The sequence below is a fragment of the Aeromonas sp. DNP9 genome (assembly GCF_001728955.1).
In the GTDB taxonomy this organism is placed as follows: Bacteria; Pseudomonadota; Gammaproteobacteria; order Enterobacterales; family Aeromonadaceae; genus Aeromonas; species Aeromonas veronii.
Window position 1 is genome coordinate 230,131 of the sequence record NZ_LYSQ01000001.1, and the last position, 17,077, is coordinate 247,207.

Below are 17,077 nucleotides of genomic sequence, written 5' to 3' on the forward strand. Positions count from 1 at the left end.
TCAGACTCCTACAGCCATCAGGATAAAGAGCGCCAGCACAACGCCATGCAGCAACCAGCCGGTCATTCCGCTGGTATCGCTCACCACGTGCAGGGCGCTGGCCAGATCGAGCTGCGGCTGTTTGCGATAGAGCGGCGCACAGAGTTGGCGCAAGGTGTGGGTGACACCGCCGGAGGTGAGGCTCATGCGCTCCTCATAGGCGTAACCACAGGCCCACGGGGTGCCAGCGTGACGACGACCCAGCTTGGGCCCCTTGAAGATGGCCAGTACCAGCAGCGGAATGAGGAACAGCCCCAGCAAGGTGATGGCGATAACGGGTGGGGAGAGGATCGCTTGTGAGCTGTCGAGTGGCAGCAGGGTGGCGCCGGTGGCGACGCTCATCTGGCTGGCAACGAGTGCCTGACCATAGCTGGCGATATGGGGGGCAATCCAGGGGGCGCCCAGACCCAGCACCAGACAGACAGCGGCCAGCAGCAGGGTGCCTGCCACCATGGAGCCCGGCACTTCGCGGGCGTGGCTCGCTTTCTCGCTGCGCGGGGCACCGCAGAAGCAGATGCCGTACACCTTGACGAAACACATCACCGCCATGGCGCCGGTCACCGCCATGGCGCCGGTCACCGCCAGCATCACTACCGCGAGCGGCGCGACGACGGAAGTGCCGAGTCTGGTCATGGAGAGCAGGGATTGGTAGATAAACCACTCGCTGACAAAACCGTTCAGCGGCGGCAGCGCCGAGATGGCCATGGCACCGATGAGGAACGCCAGCGCGGTCCAGGGCATCAGCTTGGCCAGCCCCCCCATCTTGTCCATGTCACGAGTGTGCAGGCGGAACATCACAGAGCCGGTGCCCATAAAGAGCAGGCTCTTGAAGATGGCGTGGTTGAGCAGGTGATAGAGGGCGCCGAGCAGCCCCAGCACCACCAGCGCCGGTTGCTGGTTGGCGATGCCGATCATGCCGATCCCCATCCCCATCAGGATGATGCCGATGTTCTCCACCGTGTGGTAGGCGAGCAGCCGCTTGAGGTCATGCTCGGCCAGCGCAAACAGCACCCCGAGCACTGCCGAACAGGCACCGAAGATCAGCACCACATAACCCCACCAGAGCTGGCTGGCGCCGAGAAAATCGATGCTGACCCGCAAGATGCCAAAGAGACCCAGCTTTACCATCACACCGGACATCAGCGCCGAGATATGGGACGGCGCAACGGGCTCGGCCACCGGCAGCCAGCCGTGCAGCGGCACGAAACCGGCGCGCAGACCAAAGCCGCAGAAGCTGAGCAGAAACACCAGGGATGCCAGGGCGCCCGCCAGATGGTGCTCGCGCAGCGCGGCGAACTCCAGCGAGCCGCTTTCGCGGCAGAGCAGCCAGAAGGCGATCAGCACCAGCGCCATGCCGATATGGTTCATCACCAAGTAAAGCCGGCTCTGTTTGGCGGCCTCGGGGTTGGTCTTGACCAGCCAGTAGGTGGTGAGGGTCACCAGCTCGTAGCAGAGCAAGAAACCGAGCGCGTTGTCGGCCAGTACCATGCCCACCATGGCAAAGAGGAAGAGGTTCATCAGCGCGCCGATGGCCACATCCCCCTTGCCCTGATATTCGCGGATATAGGCAAATGAGTAGAGGGCGACGGCGATGCCGACGGTGCTAATCACCAGCAGCATCAGCGCGGCCAGCATGTCGAGGTGCACCGAGCCCAGCAGCCAGAGCTGGCCGTCGACGGGGGCGCCTTGGGCAAAGATCTGGATGGCGGCGACCAGACCCGCGAGCGAGCCCAGCAGGGCAAGGCCACTGTTGAGGCGGTTGGCCAGTGCGGGCAACTTTTGCAGGAGCAAACCGGCGGCAGCGCCCAGCAAAAAGAGCAGGAGCGTGGCCATAACAAGGGGGGACAACATCAGCGGGCTCCCTCTGTGGTGGATAAATCGGATGCAGGGAGCGCTGTGGCAGGCGCCGAGAAGGCGGAGGCCCCTTGCGGGTTGGTGTCGGCCGCTTGCTGGCGACGGATACGGGCGGCGCGTTCGGTGTCGCCGTCATTGACCAGCTTCAGTGCCTGGGAGGGGCAGGCACCGACACAGGCCGGGCCATCGGCGCGAAACTCGCACAGATCGCACTTGACCGCGATGCTGCGCACCCCCGGCTCCCAGCTCAGTAGATCCTCGCCAAAGCAGCGCAGGCCTGCAGAGGTGGAGGGGTTGCTGGAGCGGATGGAGCAGGGGATATAGGTGTCGTAACTGGTGGCCACGGCCACCGGACGGCTGCCACCGCTCTGGATAGCGCCAAACGGGCAGGCCACGGCGCAGAGATTGCAGCCGATGCAGAGCGACTCATTGAGTTGCACGCAATCGCCGGTCTGGCGAATTGCCTCGACCGGGCACACCTTGATGCAGGGGGCATCGTCACAGTGACGGCACTGAACCGGCATGGTCGCCTGCTCGTGTCGCATAACGGTTAAACGGGGGGCTTGCTGCAAACCTTGCGCCTTGTGTACTTCACTGCAGGCCGCCATACAGGTGCCACAGCCGATACAAAGCTTGGGGTCAGCGATAACGAAGCGGTTCATAGCCTACCTTGTCGTGTCGCGAACGGAGAAAGTAGGGGCAGGTTGGCAAGATACGGGCCAGAATGATTTTTGCAGAAAAATTGGATTTAAGTGGCTGTTTTTAAATAAATAAAAATATTCGTGTGGTTGGATGAACGCGCTGATGTGGCTGTCGAACTGTGACGTTCGTCACTTGTGACGAAGCCGCCAAGAGGGTTCGTCACCTTGGAAAACGCAGCATAAGCAGGGTGCAAAGAACGAAGTGAATTGCACCGCTATCAAATATGTTCGCGGTGCACGGCGCTACGCTTGTTGCACCCTACGGCTGTTGCGAGAGGGGAAATGAGCAGGTTCGATTTGCCGTGGTTTGCTCCCTTCTCCCCTTGCGGGAGAAGGGCAGGGGATGAGGGGGCGGTAATCGGGGTTAACGGAAAAGAAGAGGGAGGCCAATGCCTCCCTCTCTATTTGCTGACGTTTTCTATGCCTTTAAGAGGCCATCAACCCGCCATCAGATATCCACCTGCGAACCCAGCTCGATAACCCGGTTGGGCGGGATCTCGAATTGATCCGGGGCGCGCAGGGCGTTGCGCTGCAGCAGCATAAAGAGCTTGCCGCGCAGATAGAGATACCAGGGGCGGTCTTTCATGATGAGCGACTCGTGGGCCATAAAGAACGAGGTCTCCATCATCCGGCAACTGAGCCCCTCGGCGTTGCAGCGGTGGAAGATCTCCTCCACGTTCGGGGTCTCGCGCCAGCCGTAGCTTGCCACCACCCGCCAGAAGGTGGGGGAGAGCTGCTCGATGCAGACCCGACGCACATTGTGGACGTAGGGCACATCCTCCACCCGCAGGGTGAGCAGGATGATCCGCTCGTGCAGCACCTTGTTGTGCTTGAGGTTGTGCAGAAGCGCATGGGGGATCACATTGACCACCCGCGACATATAGACGGCAGTACCAGCCACCCGGGTCGGCGGGGATTTCTCCAGCGAGGCGATCATCGGCTCAAGGGAGTTGCCGTGTTCGTTCAGGCGACGAATAAGCTGGAAACGCTCGCTCTTCCAGCTGGTCATCACGGTGAACATCACCGCCCCCAGGGTGAGCGGCAGCCAGCCACCGGAGAAGATCTTGGCGAGGTTGGCGGCAAACAGCGGCACGTCGATACAGAGCAGCGCAGCAAACAGGATAGCCACCAGATACTTGTTCCAGTGCCAGCTGTTCTTGGCCACCGAGCAGGAGAGGATGGAGGTGAGCACCATGGTACCGGTCACCGCGATGCCGTAGGCCGCCGCCAGATTGCTGGAGTGCTCGAAGCTCATGATGACGATCACCACCGAGATATAGAGCATCCAGTTGATGACCGGAATATAGATCTGGCCGGACTCCTGCTCGGAGGTGTGGACGATGCGAATGGGGGAGAGATAACCGAGGCGCACTGCCTGTCGGGTCAGCGAAAAGACCCCGGAGATCACTGCCTGCGAGGCGATCACCGTCGCCATGGTTGCCAGCGGCAGCAGCGGCACCAGCGCCCATTTCGGTGCGAGCAGGAAGAAGGGGTTGGCAATGGCGGCGGGGTTGCTCAGCAGCAGCGCCCCCTGACCGAAGTAGTTGAGCACCAGGGAGGGCAGCACCACGATAAACCAGGCGAGGCGAATTGGATTTTTGCCAAAGTGGCCCATATCCGCGTAGAGCGCCTCCACCCCTGTGATCGCCAGCACCACGGCGCCGAGGGCAAAGAAGGAGGTGGTCTGGTACTGGATAAAGAAGCGCACCGCCCAGATGGGGTTGAGCGCACCCAGCACCTCGGGGTTGTGGATGATGCCGCGCAGCCCCAGCATCGCCAGCGTCATAAACCAGATCAGCATGATGGGGGCAAACAGCTTGCCCACCATGGCGGTGCCATGTTTCTGGATGGCGAACAGCAGGGTCAGCACCAGCACCGAGAGGGTGACGATATAGGGGTCGAGGGCGGGGGTGAGAATGCTCAGACCCTCGATGGCCGACATCACCGACATCGCCGGGGTGATCACCACCTCACCATAGAAGAAGCTGCCGCCAATCAGGCCGAGGATGATCAGCAGCGGCGTCCAGCGGGTGGAGGCGTTGCGGGTCGCCAGCGACATCAGGGTAAGAATGCCACCCTCGCCGGCGTTATCGGCCCGCATCACAAAGGAGAGGTACTTGACCGACACCACCAGGATCAGCAGCCAGAAGATCAGCGAGAGAAAGCCGAGAATGGAGGCCGGCTCGACGCCGAACCCGAATTGACCTGACAGGCACTCTCGCAAGGTATAGAGCGGGCTGGTGCCGATATCGCCATAGACTACGCCAATCGCCGCCAGCATAACGCCGGGAGTGGCTTGTTGTTTATCACAGTTCATGAGTTCATCTTGTCAGTTTGATGTTTACACGTTTGCCAACGCACAGCTGCCCGACCTACCAAGAGAGTCGTGATATTTAATCGGGAGAGAATTAATGGATTGCGATGGGAAAGGGCGCTAACGGAATAGTGATCTGCTTGTCATGGAACACAGTCTGTTTATCTGTCGTTAAGCTTTATGATACACATATTATTGCTAGCTGTGGCTATATAAATAATCAGATGGTGAGTATGAGTAAATATCTACAAGGGGGCATATAAGATCGAACGTATTGGCAATAATAGGCCATAATGTTATAACTATTATGGCCAAGAGCTTTTCTATAGTTATCTAATCTCTTTTTGCATGAGTATTTTTCCTCCCAACTTACCTGACCCAGGTCCAATGTCTATTCTATAATCAGCGAATTTTAGCGCTTCTTCTGCGTGTTCTATTATAATCACAGAGTTAAACAAAGATGCTTTCTCGTATATGTAATTTAAAACCTGTGATGAGGTTTCAGGGTCTAAACCAGCAGTTGGCTCATCAATTATAAGGATTCTATCAATTTGCTTAGTTCTTGTAAGAGACTCACAAAGTTTTATTCTTCTCATTTCTCCGCCAGAAAGGGACTGTGTTTTTCTGTTTAGTTTTAGGTGAGATAATCCTAGGCTATTAAGTGTTGTTAAGATGTTTTTTATTTGATTACTTTCAAATAAGAATGACAGATTTGATAGTTCTGAGTTATAAGTTTCAATAATGTTTACTCCATTTATTGAAACGTTCAATTCATTTATTTCAGGATCAAAAAGTAGGCCATTGCATCTATTGCAAGTTATATATATATCTTTCTCATACCCGCGTTCAATCTTTATCAATCCTTTTCCTTCACATAAGGAGCAGGCTCCCTTTTTATGTGGTAAAAAATAATTGTAATCGACCCCTGTTTTGGATGAAAAGTATTGAGCTATGTGCTCGTTAAGTCCCGTGATTGTTGCCACAGAAGAGCGCCCAGAATATGATGGCGTCTTCTGGCTTATGTATATGGATTTCATTTTAACTGAGATTTCTTTTACAAGCGATGTTTTTCCTGAGCCGGATGGGCCTGTTATGATAGTGACGGCTTTAATTGGAATTCGAACATGTTGATTTACGATATTATTACTATTGATTGAATGAAAATCATAAAATCCAGAGATTGAATTTTTTTTGTTTGAATTTTCCATTGGTGAGATGACTTCGTGCTCACATATATTTCCACCTAGAGCTCCAGGGAACTTTCCTATATGATATTTTGTGTCAGCAATATCTATGAGCTCTTGGTTATGTTCAACTAATAATAGAGTATTTCTTTTTGCTAGGTCTAAAAGTTTCTTTTTTATTAATGGGAAATCCTGTTTATTTATCTGTGATGATATTTCATCAATAACAATCAGTATTCCAGTTATGTTTGATGTGAGTAATTTGCTGAAAATCAGCTTTTGTAGTTCCCCGCCAGAAAGACTGGGTATGGAACGTGATAGATTTAAATATCCAAGCCCCATATCATTAATGGATGAAAGGATGTTATAAAAAGGTGTTCCATCGATTTTTTGATGAAATTTAATACATAAATCCGATATTGGCATTAATAATAAATCATCAAAGTTCAACCCTAGAACGTTAAGTTTTGAAATAGTTCTATTTATTCGGGAGCCATGACAAATATTGCATGTTTTTGCATTCTCATAGTTAGAAGAAGCCTTACCTGTACGGATGTTTTCAATATATTTCATGACACCAATATAAGTAGCCTTCCTGTTCTTTATTTTCCCTTTATGTCTGTATTTGAAATGTAAAACTTCATTTGAGTTATTATATAAGAGTAGATTTTGTTGATGTGATGGTAATGAATAAAATGATAATGACGTATCGATTTCTTTATTTTCACAATAAGCCAAAAGAAGTTGAAGATAATAATCTGATAGCTCACCGCGTTTCCAGCAAATAAAAGGGCCTTTATGTAAAGGGCTATGTTCCTCTATAACCTTAACTAGATCTAGTTCAAACGTTTCACCGCGACCATGGCAAGCGCTACATTCAGTTGTTACTTTATTTGTTTTTAGATGGCGATGTTCTGGAATTTCATCATAGAAATTATTTTTTAGAGCTAGTAACGCTTGTGATATATTTAGATATGAGTATATGGTTGATCTTGGGTTGTTATTTGTATTTCTCTGCTCTATAGCAACAGAAGGAATTAAGCCATTGTAGTTTGATAGTACATATTCGCTTTCATTTACAAATCCATTTTCTATAGCATCAAATTCATCTTTACATAACTGATGTATCGTAGAGAATGCTAGAGAACTTTTTCCTGCTCCGGATCGTCCATATAAAGCAGTTATTTTGTTCAAGGGTATTTCAATATCGATTTTCTTTAAATTATGTGTTTCGATAGACTCAAAAATCATTTTTTTCATGGCTGCACCAAGCGCAAGAGGGGTCTTTGGGTATGAATTGTGAGTTGAATTCGTTATGCCTTAAGTTAAATTCGACACGTTTATTAGTTTGCTGTAAAAATTGTTTTTTATCAATTATCAGCTTTAAAGCATCAAGGCTTGCCAAGGTTGCTGCTATTCCAGAGAGAGGAGAAAATGAACCTAGCTTACGCTTATCTCTATGTAATTTTTTAACATTTTTCAGTTCTTTGGCGCTTTGGTTGTTCAAATAAAGGCTAAAGCAATTAAAGCATGCTGTTTCATATGGGATTATTGTTTGGCCTATAAGTGTTTGATGTAGATTGTAACCACCACCTACGATATGGGGTATGTTTCTAGGCATACAATATTTAGCGATTATCTCACTGGTAAAATCAACACTAGGTTCATCAGAGCAATTGATGATAACATTTACATCGTTAGGTAGCTGATTTCGGTCGAAGAATGTGGTATCAATTTTATCATCTATAGGTGTAACGGATATTGATGGATTGATTTTTTGAAGTTTTGTAGCCAATGTTAAAGCTTTTTTGTGGCCAATATCTTCTTCAAAAAAGAATTGTCGATGTAAATTACTTATATCTACAACATCATTATCTATTAGTATGATCTCACCAACACCACAACTAGCTAAATATGCGGCAATATTACTTCCTACTGCCCCAGCTCCAATTATAACTACCTTTGATGAGGTTATTTTATCAAGACACTCAATTACTTCACTAGAGGAATAACAAAACTCTTCCAATGTATTTATTAGTCTATATTGTTCGTTTTTAAGTGTGTCAGTATATGACACATTATTAAGGATCAGTACATGTTCTTTATTAAGGAATGTTACAAAGTTATTCAGTTGCTCTCTATTTAATCCAGGGTACTGTTCAGCTACTCTATTTAAAGGCGTTTTTCCATCAAATAACTGCAATAAATTGATAATATCAGTAAATCCAATTTTTATTTTTGTGCTGTTTCTAACGTTAGCTTTAAAAAATTCAGTGACATTATTCTGTACAACAATGCCTACGCTTTGTCTAAGTCTATACTTATTCATGGCAGATTATGCACCCTTCTTGTTTTTTTAACGTAAATCTTGTCATGTCACCCATATTCGGAAGATACTCATATCTTTCACACTTGTAATCAAATGTGGAATCATCTAAAAGAAACTGCAATATTTTAATACAACATAAATTAGCTGAAAAGCCACTCATCATTGCTAATCCACCAGGACCGCCAGAAATATAAGGTGTTCTGAACGAATTACTTTTTATAGAATCTCTTTCTACTTCGGTGTATATTGGCTTCCATTCTTTTAACGCTTTTGAGAATGTATTTTGAGCGCAATCTATGCATGGTGTTAGTGGTGGAAATATCAATTCTCCAGAACTCATCAAATGCGCATCGAATCCGCCAGAAATATAAAGAGGAATTTTTAATTGATTTAAGAATCTACCTATTTTTAGTGAGGTGTGGCCAATGTATGGTTCATCACAAGTGTTTATAACAAGATCTATTTCATTATTGATATAATTAGATAGATCTGTTTCTGGTAATAACTTTTCACAATAAGATTTTACTTTAACTTCACTATTGATCTTTGATAAAAAATTACTTAACGCAAGGGGTTTTGGTTTTCCTATATAGCTAGGATTATAATAGCAGTGTCTGATGGAGTCTGATTTCCTGACTTGCTTGTAATCTACAATAGTTATATTTTTAACACCTGAGCGCACTAATATTTCAGCTATTCTCCCACCAATTGAGCCACATCCAAAAATTACAATTTTTTTATTTTCTAAAATGTTTTGTGTCTCTGTCCCTGAACGTTCTAAAACAAAGTCATCCCAGAAAGTTACTTGTCTATTAAAACGGGGATTAGAGATTGGTTGCTGTGAAGTGTCATAAATAAGATGATGTAATAGTAGAAAGTCGATCAGGTTTTTGGCATCTTCAAATTTTATTGAACCAATGCTTTTAATTATGTTCCCAACCGATGTCTCACCATTGAAGCTAGCTATGAATTTAGCAACATTCCTATTTGTTTTTATTTCCAATCTATCTCTAGTTGTCATTACATGAAACGTTAGAGTAATGAATTCATCCAACTCATTTTCAGTGATGAATATATCAACTGTTTCTTTTACTTTAAATATCTTGTTGAGCATGAAATATTATAACCATAATAGATAGCGTTGCGCATTAAAAGGTGTCATTAATATTTTAATAAGGTCGCCTATTTATGGCGACCTTATAATTAATATTGCAAAACGCCTGCGTTTATTTCAAGATATTTATCCCAAGCATCAATGCTAGAATTAGATTCTTGATCATCAATGCATGCTCGAGTACATACTCGAGTGCAACACTCACTGCGATCTCCTGAACATCCTGCAGTATATTTGGCAGAAAAATCTTTACTATTTACAACCTCAAAAGACAAATCCAAATTTTCCATTTTAAAAACTCACTATATAATTCATGCCGATTTAAATGTTAAATTGTATTTTACATCATCAATAATTAAATTATATTAAGTCTTTGGCACTCCCATAAATAGTTATACATAATTCAACCATTTTAATTATTTTAAAAAATATACATCTAGGTTCTCACATGAAGCATCCTACAGAATCTAATTAGTCAGAGAAAGAATAAAATTTGTATAATCTGTCCAAGATCAACAAATTAGTTATTGATTGGCGATTCCTTGTTCGATTGGCTTAAAGGGGCAGGGTGATACGCCTTTGTCAGCCGGTGTCGAGCTCGTCACTTTTGTCGTGTCGATCACACTTCCCAGCCCGTCGTCACCCTCGTAAGAGGTGGCATTCAGCACGTTTTTATTTCTGATTACTTCTTTATTTTCAGTCGCTTGTAAATTTTTATCGCACCTTTGGCCCGTTTTGGTCTGATAAATGCTTTGTGGGGGGCTGGCCGCCTCTTTGCCTGTCGGCGGGCGGCCCGGTGTAACGAACCATTTAGGATCCCTCTCTATGAACAGCTTCGTGATTGCAGATCCCAGTCTCTGTATTGGGTGTCGTACCTGTGAGGTGGCCTGCGCCGTTTCACACCAGTCAGGGTCTTGCAGCGGGACCCTTGAGCGGGAGGGCGGCCTGCATCTTGCCATCGAGGATGGACATCTGGTCTCCAGGGACAGCTACTTTCAGCCGCGCCTGAAGGTGATCGTGGGCAGCAAGGTGACCACGCCGGTGCTCTGTCGCCAGTGTGAAGACAAGCCGTGCGCCATGGCCTGCCCGAACAATGCCATCGTCAGCGAGGATGGCTGCGTCAAGGTGTTGCAGGAGCGCTGCATCGGCTGCAAGTCCTGCGTGGTGGCCTGTCCTTACGGCGCCATGGCGGTGGTGCTCAAAGAGGTGGCACCCGCAGCCGATTCGCTCTTCAAGCGTCCGCAGACCAAGGCGCAGGCGCTCAAGTGCGATCTCTGCCGTCACCGCGAGGCGGGCCCGGCCTGTGTCGAAGTGTGTCCGACCCAGGCGCTGCGGCTGGTCACGCCGGAGCATCTTGAAACCCTGAACCGGCAGAAGCAGCTGGCCAGTGCCGAGGCTCTGCTGGCGATGCCGGCGCGGGTGTGAGCGGGCTTGCCGAGCCGTTTTTCGTTAACAAACAAGAGTGTGAGTCATGAAAAAAGTCATTACCGTGTGCCCCTATTGCGGCACCGGTTGCAAAATCAACCTGCTGGTTGAAAACGACAAGGTGGTGGGGGCCGAAGGCGCCAACGGCCGGACCAACGAGGGGCAGCTCTGCCTCAAGGGCTATTACGGTTGGGATTTTTTGAACGACACCAACCTGCTGACCCCCCGTCTCAAGAGCCCGATGATCCGCCGCGAGCGCGGTGGCAAGTTCGAGGCCGTCTCCTGGGATGAAGCGATCGAGTTCGCCAGCAGCCGTCTGGCTGCCATCAAGGCAAAATATGGCCCGGACGCCATCATGACCACCGGCTCTGCCCGTGGCCCCGGCAATGAAGCCAACTATGTGATGCAGAAATTTGCCCGTGCGGTGATTGGGACGAACAACGTCGACCACTGCGCGAGGGTGTGACACGCACCCTCAGTCTCCGGTCTGGAGACAACTGTAGGCAACGGCGCCATGAGCAACGCCATTCCCGAAATTCAAGAGACCAAGTGCCTGCTGGTGTTTGGTTACAACGCTGCTGACTCTCACCCCATCGTCGCTCGCCATATCCTCAAGGCGAAGGCAAACGGGGCCAAGGTGATTGTGTGTGATCCCCGTATGGTGGAGACCGCCCGCATCGCCGATCAGTGGCTGCCGCTCAAAAATGGTTCCAACATGGCACTGGTTAACGCCTTCGCCAATGTGTTGATCAATGAAGGGCTCTATAACAAGGCCTTTGTCGCCAACTACACCGAAGGGTTCGAGACCTTCAAGGCGACGGTGGCCAAGTACACCCCGGAATATGTCGAGGGGATCACCGGCCTCAAAGCCGCCGATATCCGCGCCGCCATTCGCACCTATGCCGAGTCGCCTGCTTCCATGATCCTGTGGGGCATGGGGGTGACCCAGTACGGGCAGGCGGTGGACGTGGTCAAGGGGCTGGCGGGTCTGGCGCTGCTGACCGGCAACTTCGGTCGTCGCGGTACCGGTTGCGGGCCGGTGCGCGGTCAGAACAACGTGCAGGGCACCTGTGACATGGGGATGCTGCCCCACCAGTTCCCGGGTTATCAGTCGGTGGCCGATCCCGAGATCAGCGCCAAGTTCGCCAAGGCGTGGGGCGTGGAATCCCTCTCTCAAAAGCCCGGCTATCGGTTGACGGAGCTTGGCCACAAGGTGGAGGAGGGCAAGTGCAAGGCCTTCTACATCTTCGGTGAAGATCCGGCCCAGACCGAAGCTGACTTGGGTCAGTTCCGCCGCACTCTGGCGGGGATGGAGCTGGTGATCGTGCAGGATATCTTCATGACCCAGACTGCCGAGATGGCCGACGTCATTCTGCCCGCCACCAGCTGGGGTGAGCACGAAGGGGTCTACAGCTCGGCGGATCGCGGCTTCCAGCGCTTCTACAAGGCGGTGACGCCTCCCGAGAACGTGAAGCCGGACTGGGCCATCTTCTCGTTGATGGCGACCGCCATGGGTTATCCCATGGAGTACCACAACACCGAAGAGATCTGGGACGAGATGCGTGCGCTCTGCCCGCTCTACGCCGGGGTCAGCTACGACAAGATGGCCGATCTCAAGAGCGTGCAGTGGCCCTGTCCGACCGAGGATCACCCGGGCACCAGCACCTTGTTCGAGGGGAACGTGTTCACAACCCCGAGCGGCAAGGGTCAGCTGATTGCCTCCGAGTGGCGGCCGCCGCTGGAGCAGCCCTGTGCGGAGTACCCGCTGGTGCTCTCCACCGTGCGCGAGGTAGGTCACTACTCCTGCCGCTCCATGACCGGCAACTGCTCGGCGCTGCAGACCCTGGCCGATGAGCCGGGCTATGTGCAGATCCACCCGAGCGATGCCAAAAAGCTTGGAGTGAAGGATCAGGCGCTGGTCTGGATCTCGTCGCGCCGTGGCAAGGTGATCACCCGGGCCAACTACAACGACCGGGTCAACGCCGGGGTGGTCTATATGACCTACCAGTGGTGGATCGGGGCCTGCAATGAGCTCACCATCGAGCACGTCGATCCCGTCTCCCACACGCCGGAGTACAAGTACTGTGCGGTGAAGATCGAGCGCATCGACAATCAGCCTGAGGCGGAAGTGTACGTCCAGACTGAATACAGCGCGCTCAAGGCGAAATTGCGCAGCGCAGCTAAGGGCTGATCGCCCTAAAAAAGAGGTTCTGCACAAATAAGGGAACCCGACTCGGATTTATCGAGTCGGGCACCCTTTTATTACCAAAAAAAGGGGAGTAAATGATGCAACATGAAATTGGTCGCTTATTCGGACTTTTCTATATTGGCACCTATCTGGCGGCGATATTGCTGGGAATAGGTTGCTATATTTGGCGCGACGAGATGATATTTCTGCTCGGCTTCGGTTTTTTCGGCTGTTTTATGGCAGCAAGGCTTGCCATGAGCAGCGTATTTTCTGCCTTGAGTATTTCCAGTGCCTGGCTGATCGGGTTTATCTCCACCACCTTGATCAACGGCCTGCTGCTGGGGGTGATCACCCTGCTGATCTACCTCACGCATCAGAGCGTCACCGCCGAGCTTGCCGACAACGCCAGCTGGCTGCTGATGGCCTTCCAGAGCCTGTCGGCCCTCTTTATCTTCGGTGGCCTGAAGTGCTGCCACAGCCGGATCATCACCTCGTAAATTGCCGATGGATGGGCAGCAAACGCCATCTTGAAACCCGCAGCCAGCAAAGAGGAAAGGGCAGATCTGACAGTTGACGGCGGCCCACTTTTCGGGCGCCTTAATTGAGATCAAGAACTGATGAAATAACCGGTTAAATATGGCCATCAGATATATTAAATCGGATTGTAATGAAATTTAAGCTCATCTATGATGAGTCGCCATTCCAATATATCCCCCGATAACGATGTTACTTTTTGTTGTCGTTCGTTAATAACAACTCTGGAATTGCAACATGCGACAATTTTCGTCACCGCTTTTCTTATTGGCAGCCGCTTTTACGGGCTGTGGCTATTTATTTTGGTGACGAGTGCTTGTCGTGATGCGATGGCATGGACAGCCTGACTGGTGACTAAATCGATATAACGTGAGGCCGCAATGCTAAATGTGAGTGCCATCCCCCTGGACGAGATCTCTCCCATCTGGGACGACGGTTTCCTCCTGCTCTCCAAATCCCTCCTGTCGGCCGTGACGCTCGATGATTTTATCCACAAACTCAACAAGATAGATGCCAGCTTCGGCGGCGTGACCCGGGTCAACCTGATCCTCAACATGGGTGCGGACGAGGAGGCCATCTTCTACTTCATGGGACATTCCGGCCCAAAGCATCTGGTCTGCCCCAAGGCAGAGCTGCATCTCTCCCCCCGTCCTACCAAAGAGACCCCGGAACAGGCCATCATTCTCGCTGCCGCCCGCTTTGAGAATCGCTGCCCGGCGCTGGATCGCGAAGGGGTCTACGGGGGGCTGCGCTCCTACTGCCAGCTCCCCATTACCACCGCCCGCAGCCATCTGGGTGGGGTCGAGTTTATCAACACCCAGCTCGACAGCTTCACCATGGAGACACTCGCCAAGCTGACCCAGCTGGCGGCCATTATCGCCATTGCGCTGGAGAACGTGCTCGACAAGGAGCGCACTCTGGAGCAGGCCAACTCCCTGCGCCTTGAGCGCGACAGTTGCAAAATTCTGGTGGATGTGACCAACGCGGTGATCAAACTGGTGCGCATCGCCGAGCTGCCCAAGAGCCTGTTTACCATCCTGCACCACCACTTCGGCATCAGCAGTTTGTGTCTGGCCGAATACAACGCCACCTCCGACAGCTTCAAGAGCTATCTGGTCAATCAGCACCAGAGCGAGCAGCCGGGCATCATCGATCACTCCTGTTTCGAAAAGAAGTGCCTGCAGGGGGCCCTTGGCCACAGCGAGCCGTTTTTCGTCTATCGCGAACACGGCCATGGCTGCAGCAATCGCTGCCGCTTTACCTCCCAGATCCTGCCGCCCGAGGCCGACAGCTCCTGCATTTTGCCGCTGCGCTATCGGGGCAACCTGCTGGGGGTGTTGATCCTCTCGCACCCCAACGCCGACTTCTTTGCCGATATCGATATCTCCTTGCTGGAGCAGGTGGCGGCACGTACGGCCATTGCCATGAACAACGTGCAGGCGCAGCAGGAGATCTCCAACACCAACGGCGCCAAAGAGAAGACCATTCGCATCAACGAGCCGCAGATGCAGGGGGAGTTCCCCCACATCATCTACCAGAGCGCGGTGATGGAGAGCGTGCTGGAGAAGGTTCGGCTGGTGGCCGAGAGCGACAGTACCGTGCTGATCCTCGGCGAGACCGGCACCGGCAAGGAGCTGATCGCCCAGGCCATTCACGCCCTGAGTGCCCGCCACGATCACGAGATGGTGAAGGTGAACTGCGCCGCCATTCCCACCGGCCTTATCGAGAGCGATCTCTTTGGCCACGAGAAGGGGGCCTTTACCGGCGCTCTGACCCAGCGGATCGGCCGTTTCGAGCGGGCCCACAAGGGCACCCTGTTCCTTGACGAAGTGGGGGATATGCCGCTGGACTTGCAGCCCAAACTCTTGCGGGTATTGCAGGAGCACGAGCTGGAGCGGGTGGGTAACAGCAACCCCATCGCGGTGGATGTACGGCTGGTGGCCGCCACCAACTGCGATCTGCTCTCCATGGTCAAGAACAAGCGTTTCAGAAGCGATCTCTACTACCGCCTCAACGTCTTTCCCATCGAGCTGCCGCCCCTGCGCGAGCGGCGCGAGGATATTCCGCTCTTGGTCAACTTCTTTATCAAGAAGATCGCCAAGCGGATGCGCCGCACCATCACTTCGATCCCCGCCGATGCCATGAAAATGCTGGTGTCGCTCCCCTGGTACGGCAATATCCGCGAGCTGGAGAACGTCATCGAGCGTGCCGTGGTGATGACCCGCGGCCATGTGCTCAACCTCTCGCCCGATGAGCTGATGCCCCTCAAGGGCTACCACAAGATTGAGACTCTGGTTTATGACGAGCCCGCCACGCCGCTCTTTGCCGAGGAGGGGCCGATTGATGAGCGCGAGGCGATCATCGCCGCCCTGCGCGACTGCAACGGCATCGTCGCTGGCGAGCGGGGGGCGGCCAACCGTCTCGGCATGAAGCGCACCACCTTGCTCTCCAAAATGAAGCGGCTCGGCATTTCGGCCAGAGATCCCGAGATCATTGACGGGGTCGCACCATGAGAGAGGCACTGGAGCTTGAGGCGCAGAACGAGCTGGCCCGCTGCGCCATCCACCGCGAGGTGGTGCACTACCGTGCCGATACACTGACCTGCGACAGCGAGATGGCGCTCCCCTCCGAAACGCCGGTGGCGCTGGTCTACAACGGCATCGCCCACAGCGTGATGATGTGCTCGGCCTCCGATCTGGAGGATTTCGCTATCGGTTTTTCGCTCTCCGAGGGGATCATCGACAGCCTGCTCGATATCCACGACATCGAACAAATTGATGGCTGTCAGGGGATTGAGCTGCATATCACGTTGGCCAATCGCTGCGTTCATCGCCTCAAAGAGAAGCGGCGCACCATGGCGGGGCGCACCGGTTGCGGCATCTGCGGCAGCGAGAGTCTGGAGCAGGTGATCCGCACCCAGCCAAGCTTGCCCGACAGTCAGCGTCTGGCGGTAGGGCATATCGACAAGGTATTGAGCGCACTGCGCCCGCTTCAGCTGCTGGGTCAGCGCACCGGCGCCACCCATGCGGCGGTGCATCTGGACGGGGAAGGCAACATTCTCGCCATCCGCGAGGATGTGGGGCGCCATATTGCGCTGGATAAGCTGGTGGGCCATCTGTGCCGCACGGGTCGCCGTGACGGGGCCATTCTGGTGACCAGCCGCGCCAGCTTCGAAATGGTGCAAAAGTGCGCCAGCGCCGGAGTGGAGATCTTGCTCGCCATCTCGGCCGCCACCGAGCTTGCGGTCGAGCGGGCCGAGCAGATGGGGCTCACCCTGGTGGGTTTTTGCCGTCCCGGGCGGGCCGAGATCTACAGCGGCTGCCAGCGTATTCTGCTTTAAGTGTCAGCAAGAGTGAGAGCCTGCTAAAGGGCTTATAAAAACAGGCAATGAAAAA

The 17,077-nt window shown here is 52.0% G+C and carries 11 protein-coding genes; 5 read left to right on the forward strand and 6 right to left on the reverse strand.

Features of this window, described 5'->3' with window-relative positions; all coding sequences use genetic code 11:
• From hyfB to A9G06_RS00990, 6 genes are all read right to left on the reverse strand, one after another.
• Positions 1-1,890 (reverse strand): hydrogenase 4 subunit B, encoded by a 1,890-nt coding sequence (gene hyfB / locus A9G06_RS00965; RefSeq protein WP_069553989.1) that lies wholly within the window; start codon positions 1,888-1,890, stop codon positions 1-3.
• On the reverse strand, positions 1,890-2,555 hold the full coding sequence (locus tag A9G06_RS00970; protein WP_043170826.1) for a 4Fe-4S dicluster domain-containing protein: 666 nt from the start codon (positions 2,553-2,555) through the stop codon (positions 1,890-1,892). Before A9G06_RS00970 ends, hyfB begins: the two co-directional genes overlap by 1 nt.
• A gap of 487 nt (positions 2,556-3,042) precedes the next feature.
• Entirely contained in the window at positions 3,043-4,911 is a 1,869-nt protein-coding gene (gene kup / locus A9G06_RS00975) for a low affinity potassium transporter Kup (protein WP_069553990.1), read from the reverse strand.
• Positions 4,912-5,237: 326 nt separating this feature from the next.
• Positions 5,238-7,352, reverse strand: coding sequence for an ATP-binding cassette domain-containing protein (locus A9G06_RS00980; RefSeq protein ID WP_069553991.1), 2,115 nt, complete (start codon positions 7,350-7,352; stop codon positions 5,238-5,240).
• On the reverse strand, positions 7,333-8,421 hold the full coding sequence (locus A9G06_RS00985; RefSeq protein WP_069553992.1) for a ThiF family adenylyltransferase: 1,089 nt from the start codon (positions 8,419-8,421) through the stop codon (positions 7,333-7,335). Before A9G06_RS00985 ends, A9G06_RS00980 begins: the two co-directional genes overlap by 20 nt.
• Positions 8,414-9,535, reverse strand: a complete 1,122-nt coding sequence (locus A9G06_RS00990) for a ThiF family adenylyltransferase (protein WP_069553993.1) — start codon at positions 9,533-9,535, stop codon at positions 8,414-8,416. The genes A9G06_RS00985 and A9G06_RS00990 overlap by 8 nt, the downstream gene beginning before the upstream one ends.
• An 825-nt stretch (positions 9,536-10,360) precedes the next feature.
• On the opposite strand from A9G06_RS00990, the gene A9G06_RS01000 reads away from it, so the two are divergent.
• The 5 genes from A9G06_RS01000 to fdhD all read left to right on the forward strand — a co-directional run bounded on the left by A9G06_RS01000 (position 10,361) and on the right by fdhD (position 17,022).
• The gene (locus tag A9G06_RS01000) at positions 10,361-10,960 is read left to right on the forward strand and encodes a 4Fe-4S dicluster domain-containing protein (protein ID WP_005333302.1); all 600 of its coding nucleotides are present in this window, start codon (positions 10,361-10,363) and stop codon (positions 10,958-10,960) included.
• Between the two features lie 46 nt (positions 10,961-11,006).
• A complete protein-coding gene (gene fdhF / locus A9G06_RS01010) occupies positions 11,007-13,151 on the forward strand; it encodes a formate dehydrogenase subunit alpha (RefSeq protein ID WP_083243711.1) in 2,145 nt (714 codons plus the stop codon).
• Between the two features lie 251 nt (positions 13,152-13,402).
• A complete protein-coding gene (locus A9G06_RS22400; RefSeq protein WP_234784138.1) occupies positions 13,403-13,645 on the forward strand; it encodes a hypothetical protein in 243 nt (80 codons plus the stop codon).
• 417 nt (positions 13,646-14,062) lie between these two features.
• The gene (locus A9G06_RS01020) at positions 14,063-16,195 is read left to right on the forward strand and encodes a sigma 54-interacting transcriptional regulator (protein ID WP_069553995.1); all 2,133 of its coding nucleotides are present in this window, start codon (positions 14,063-14,065) and stop codon (positions 16,193-16,195) included.
• On the forward strand, positions 16,192-17,022 hold the full coding sequence (gene fdhD / locus A9G06_RS01025; protein WP_069553996.1) for a formate dehydrogenase accessory sulfurtransferase FdhD: 831 nt from the start codon (positions 16,192-16,194) through the stop codon (positions 17,020-17,022). Before A9G06_RS01020 ends, fdhD begins: the two co-directional genes overlap by 4 nt.
• Positions 17,023-17,077 lie beyond the last annotated feature (55 nt).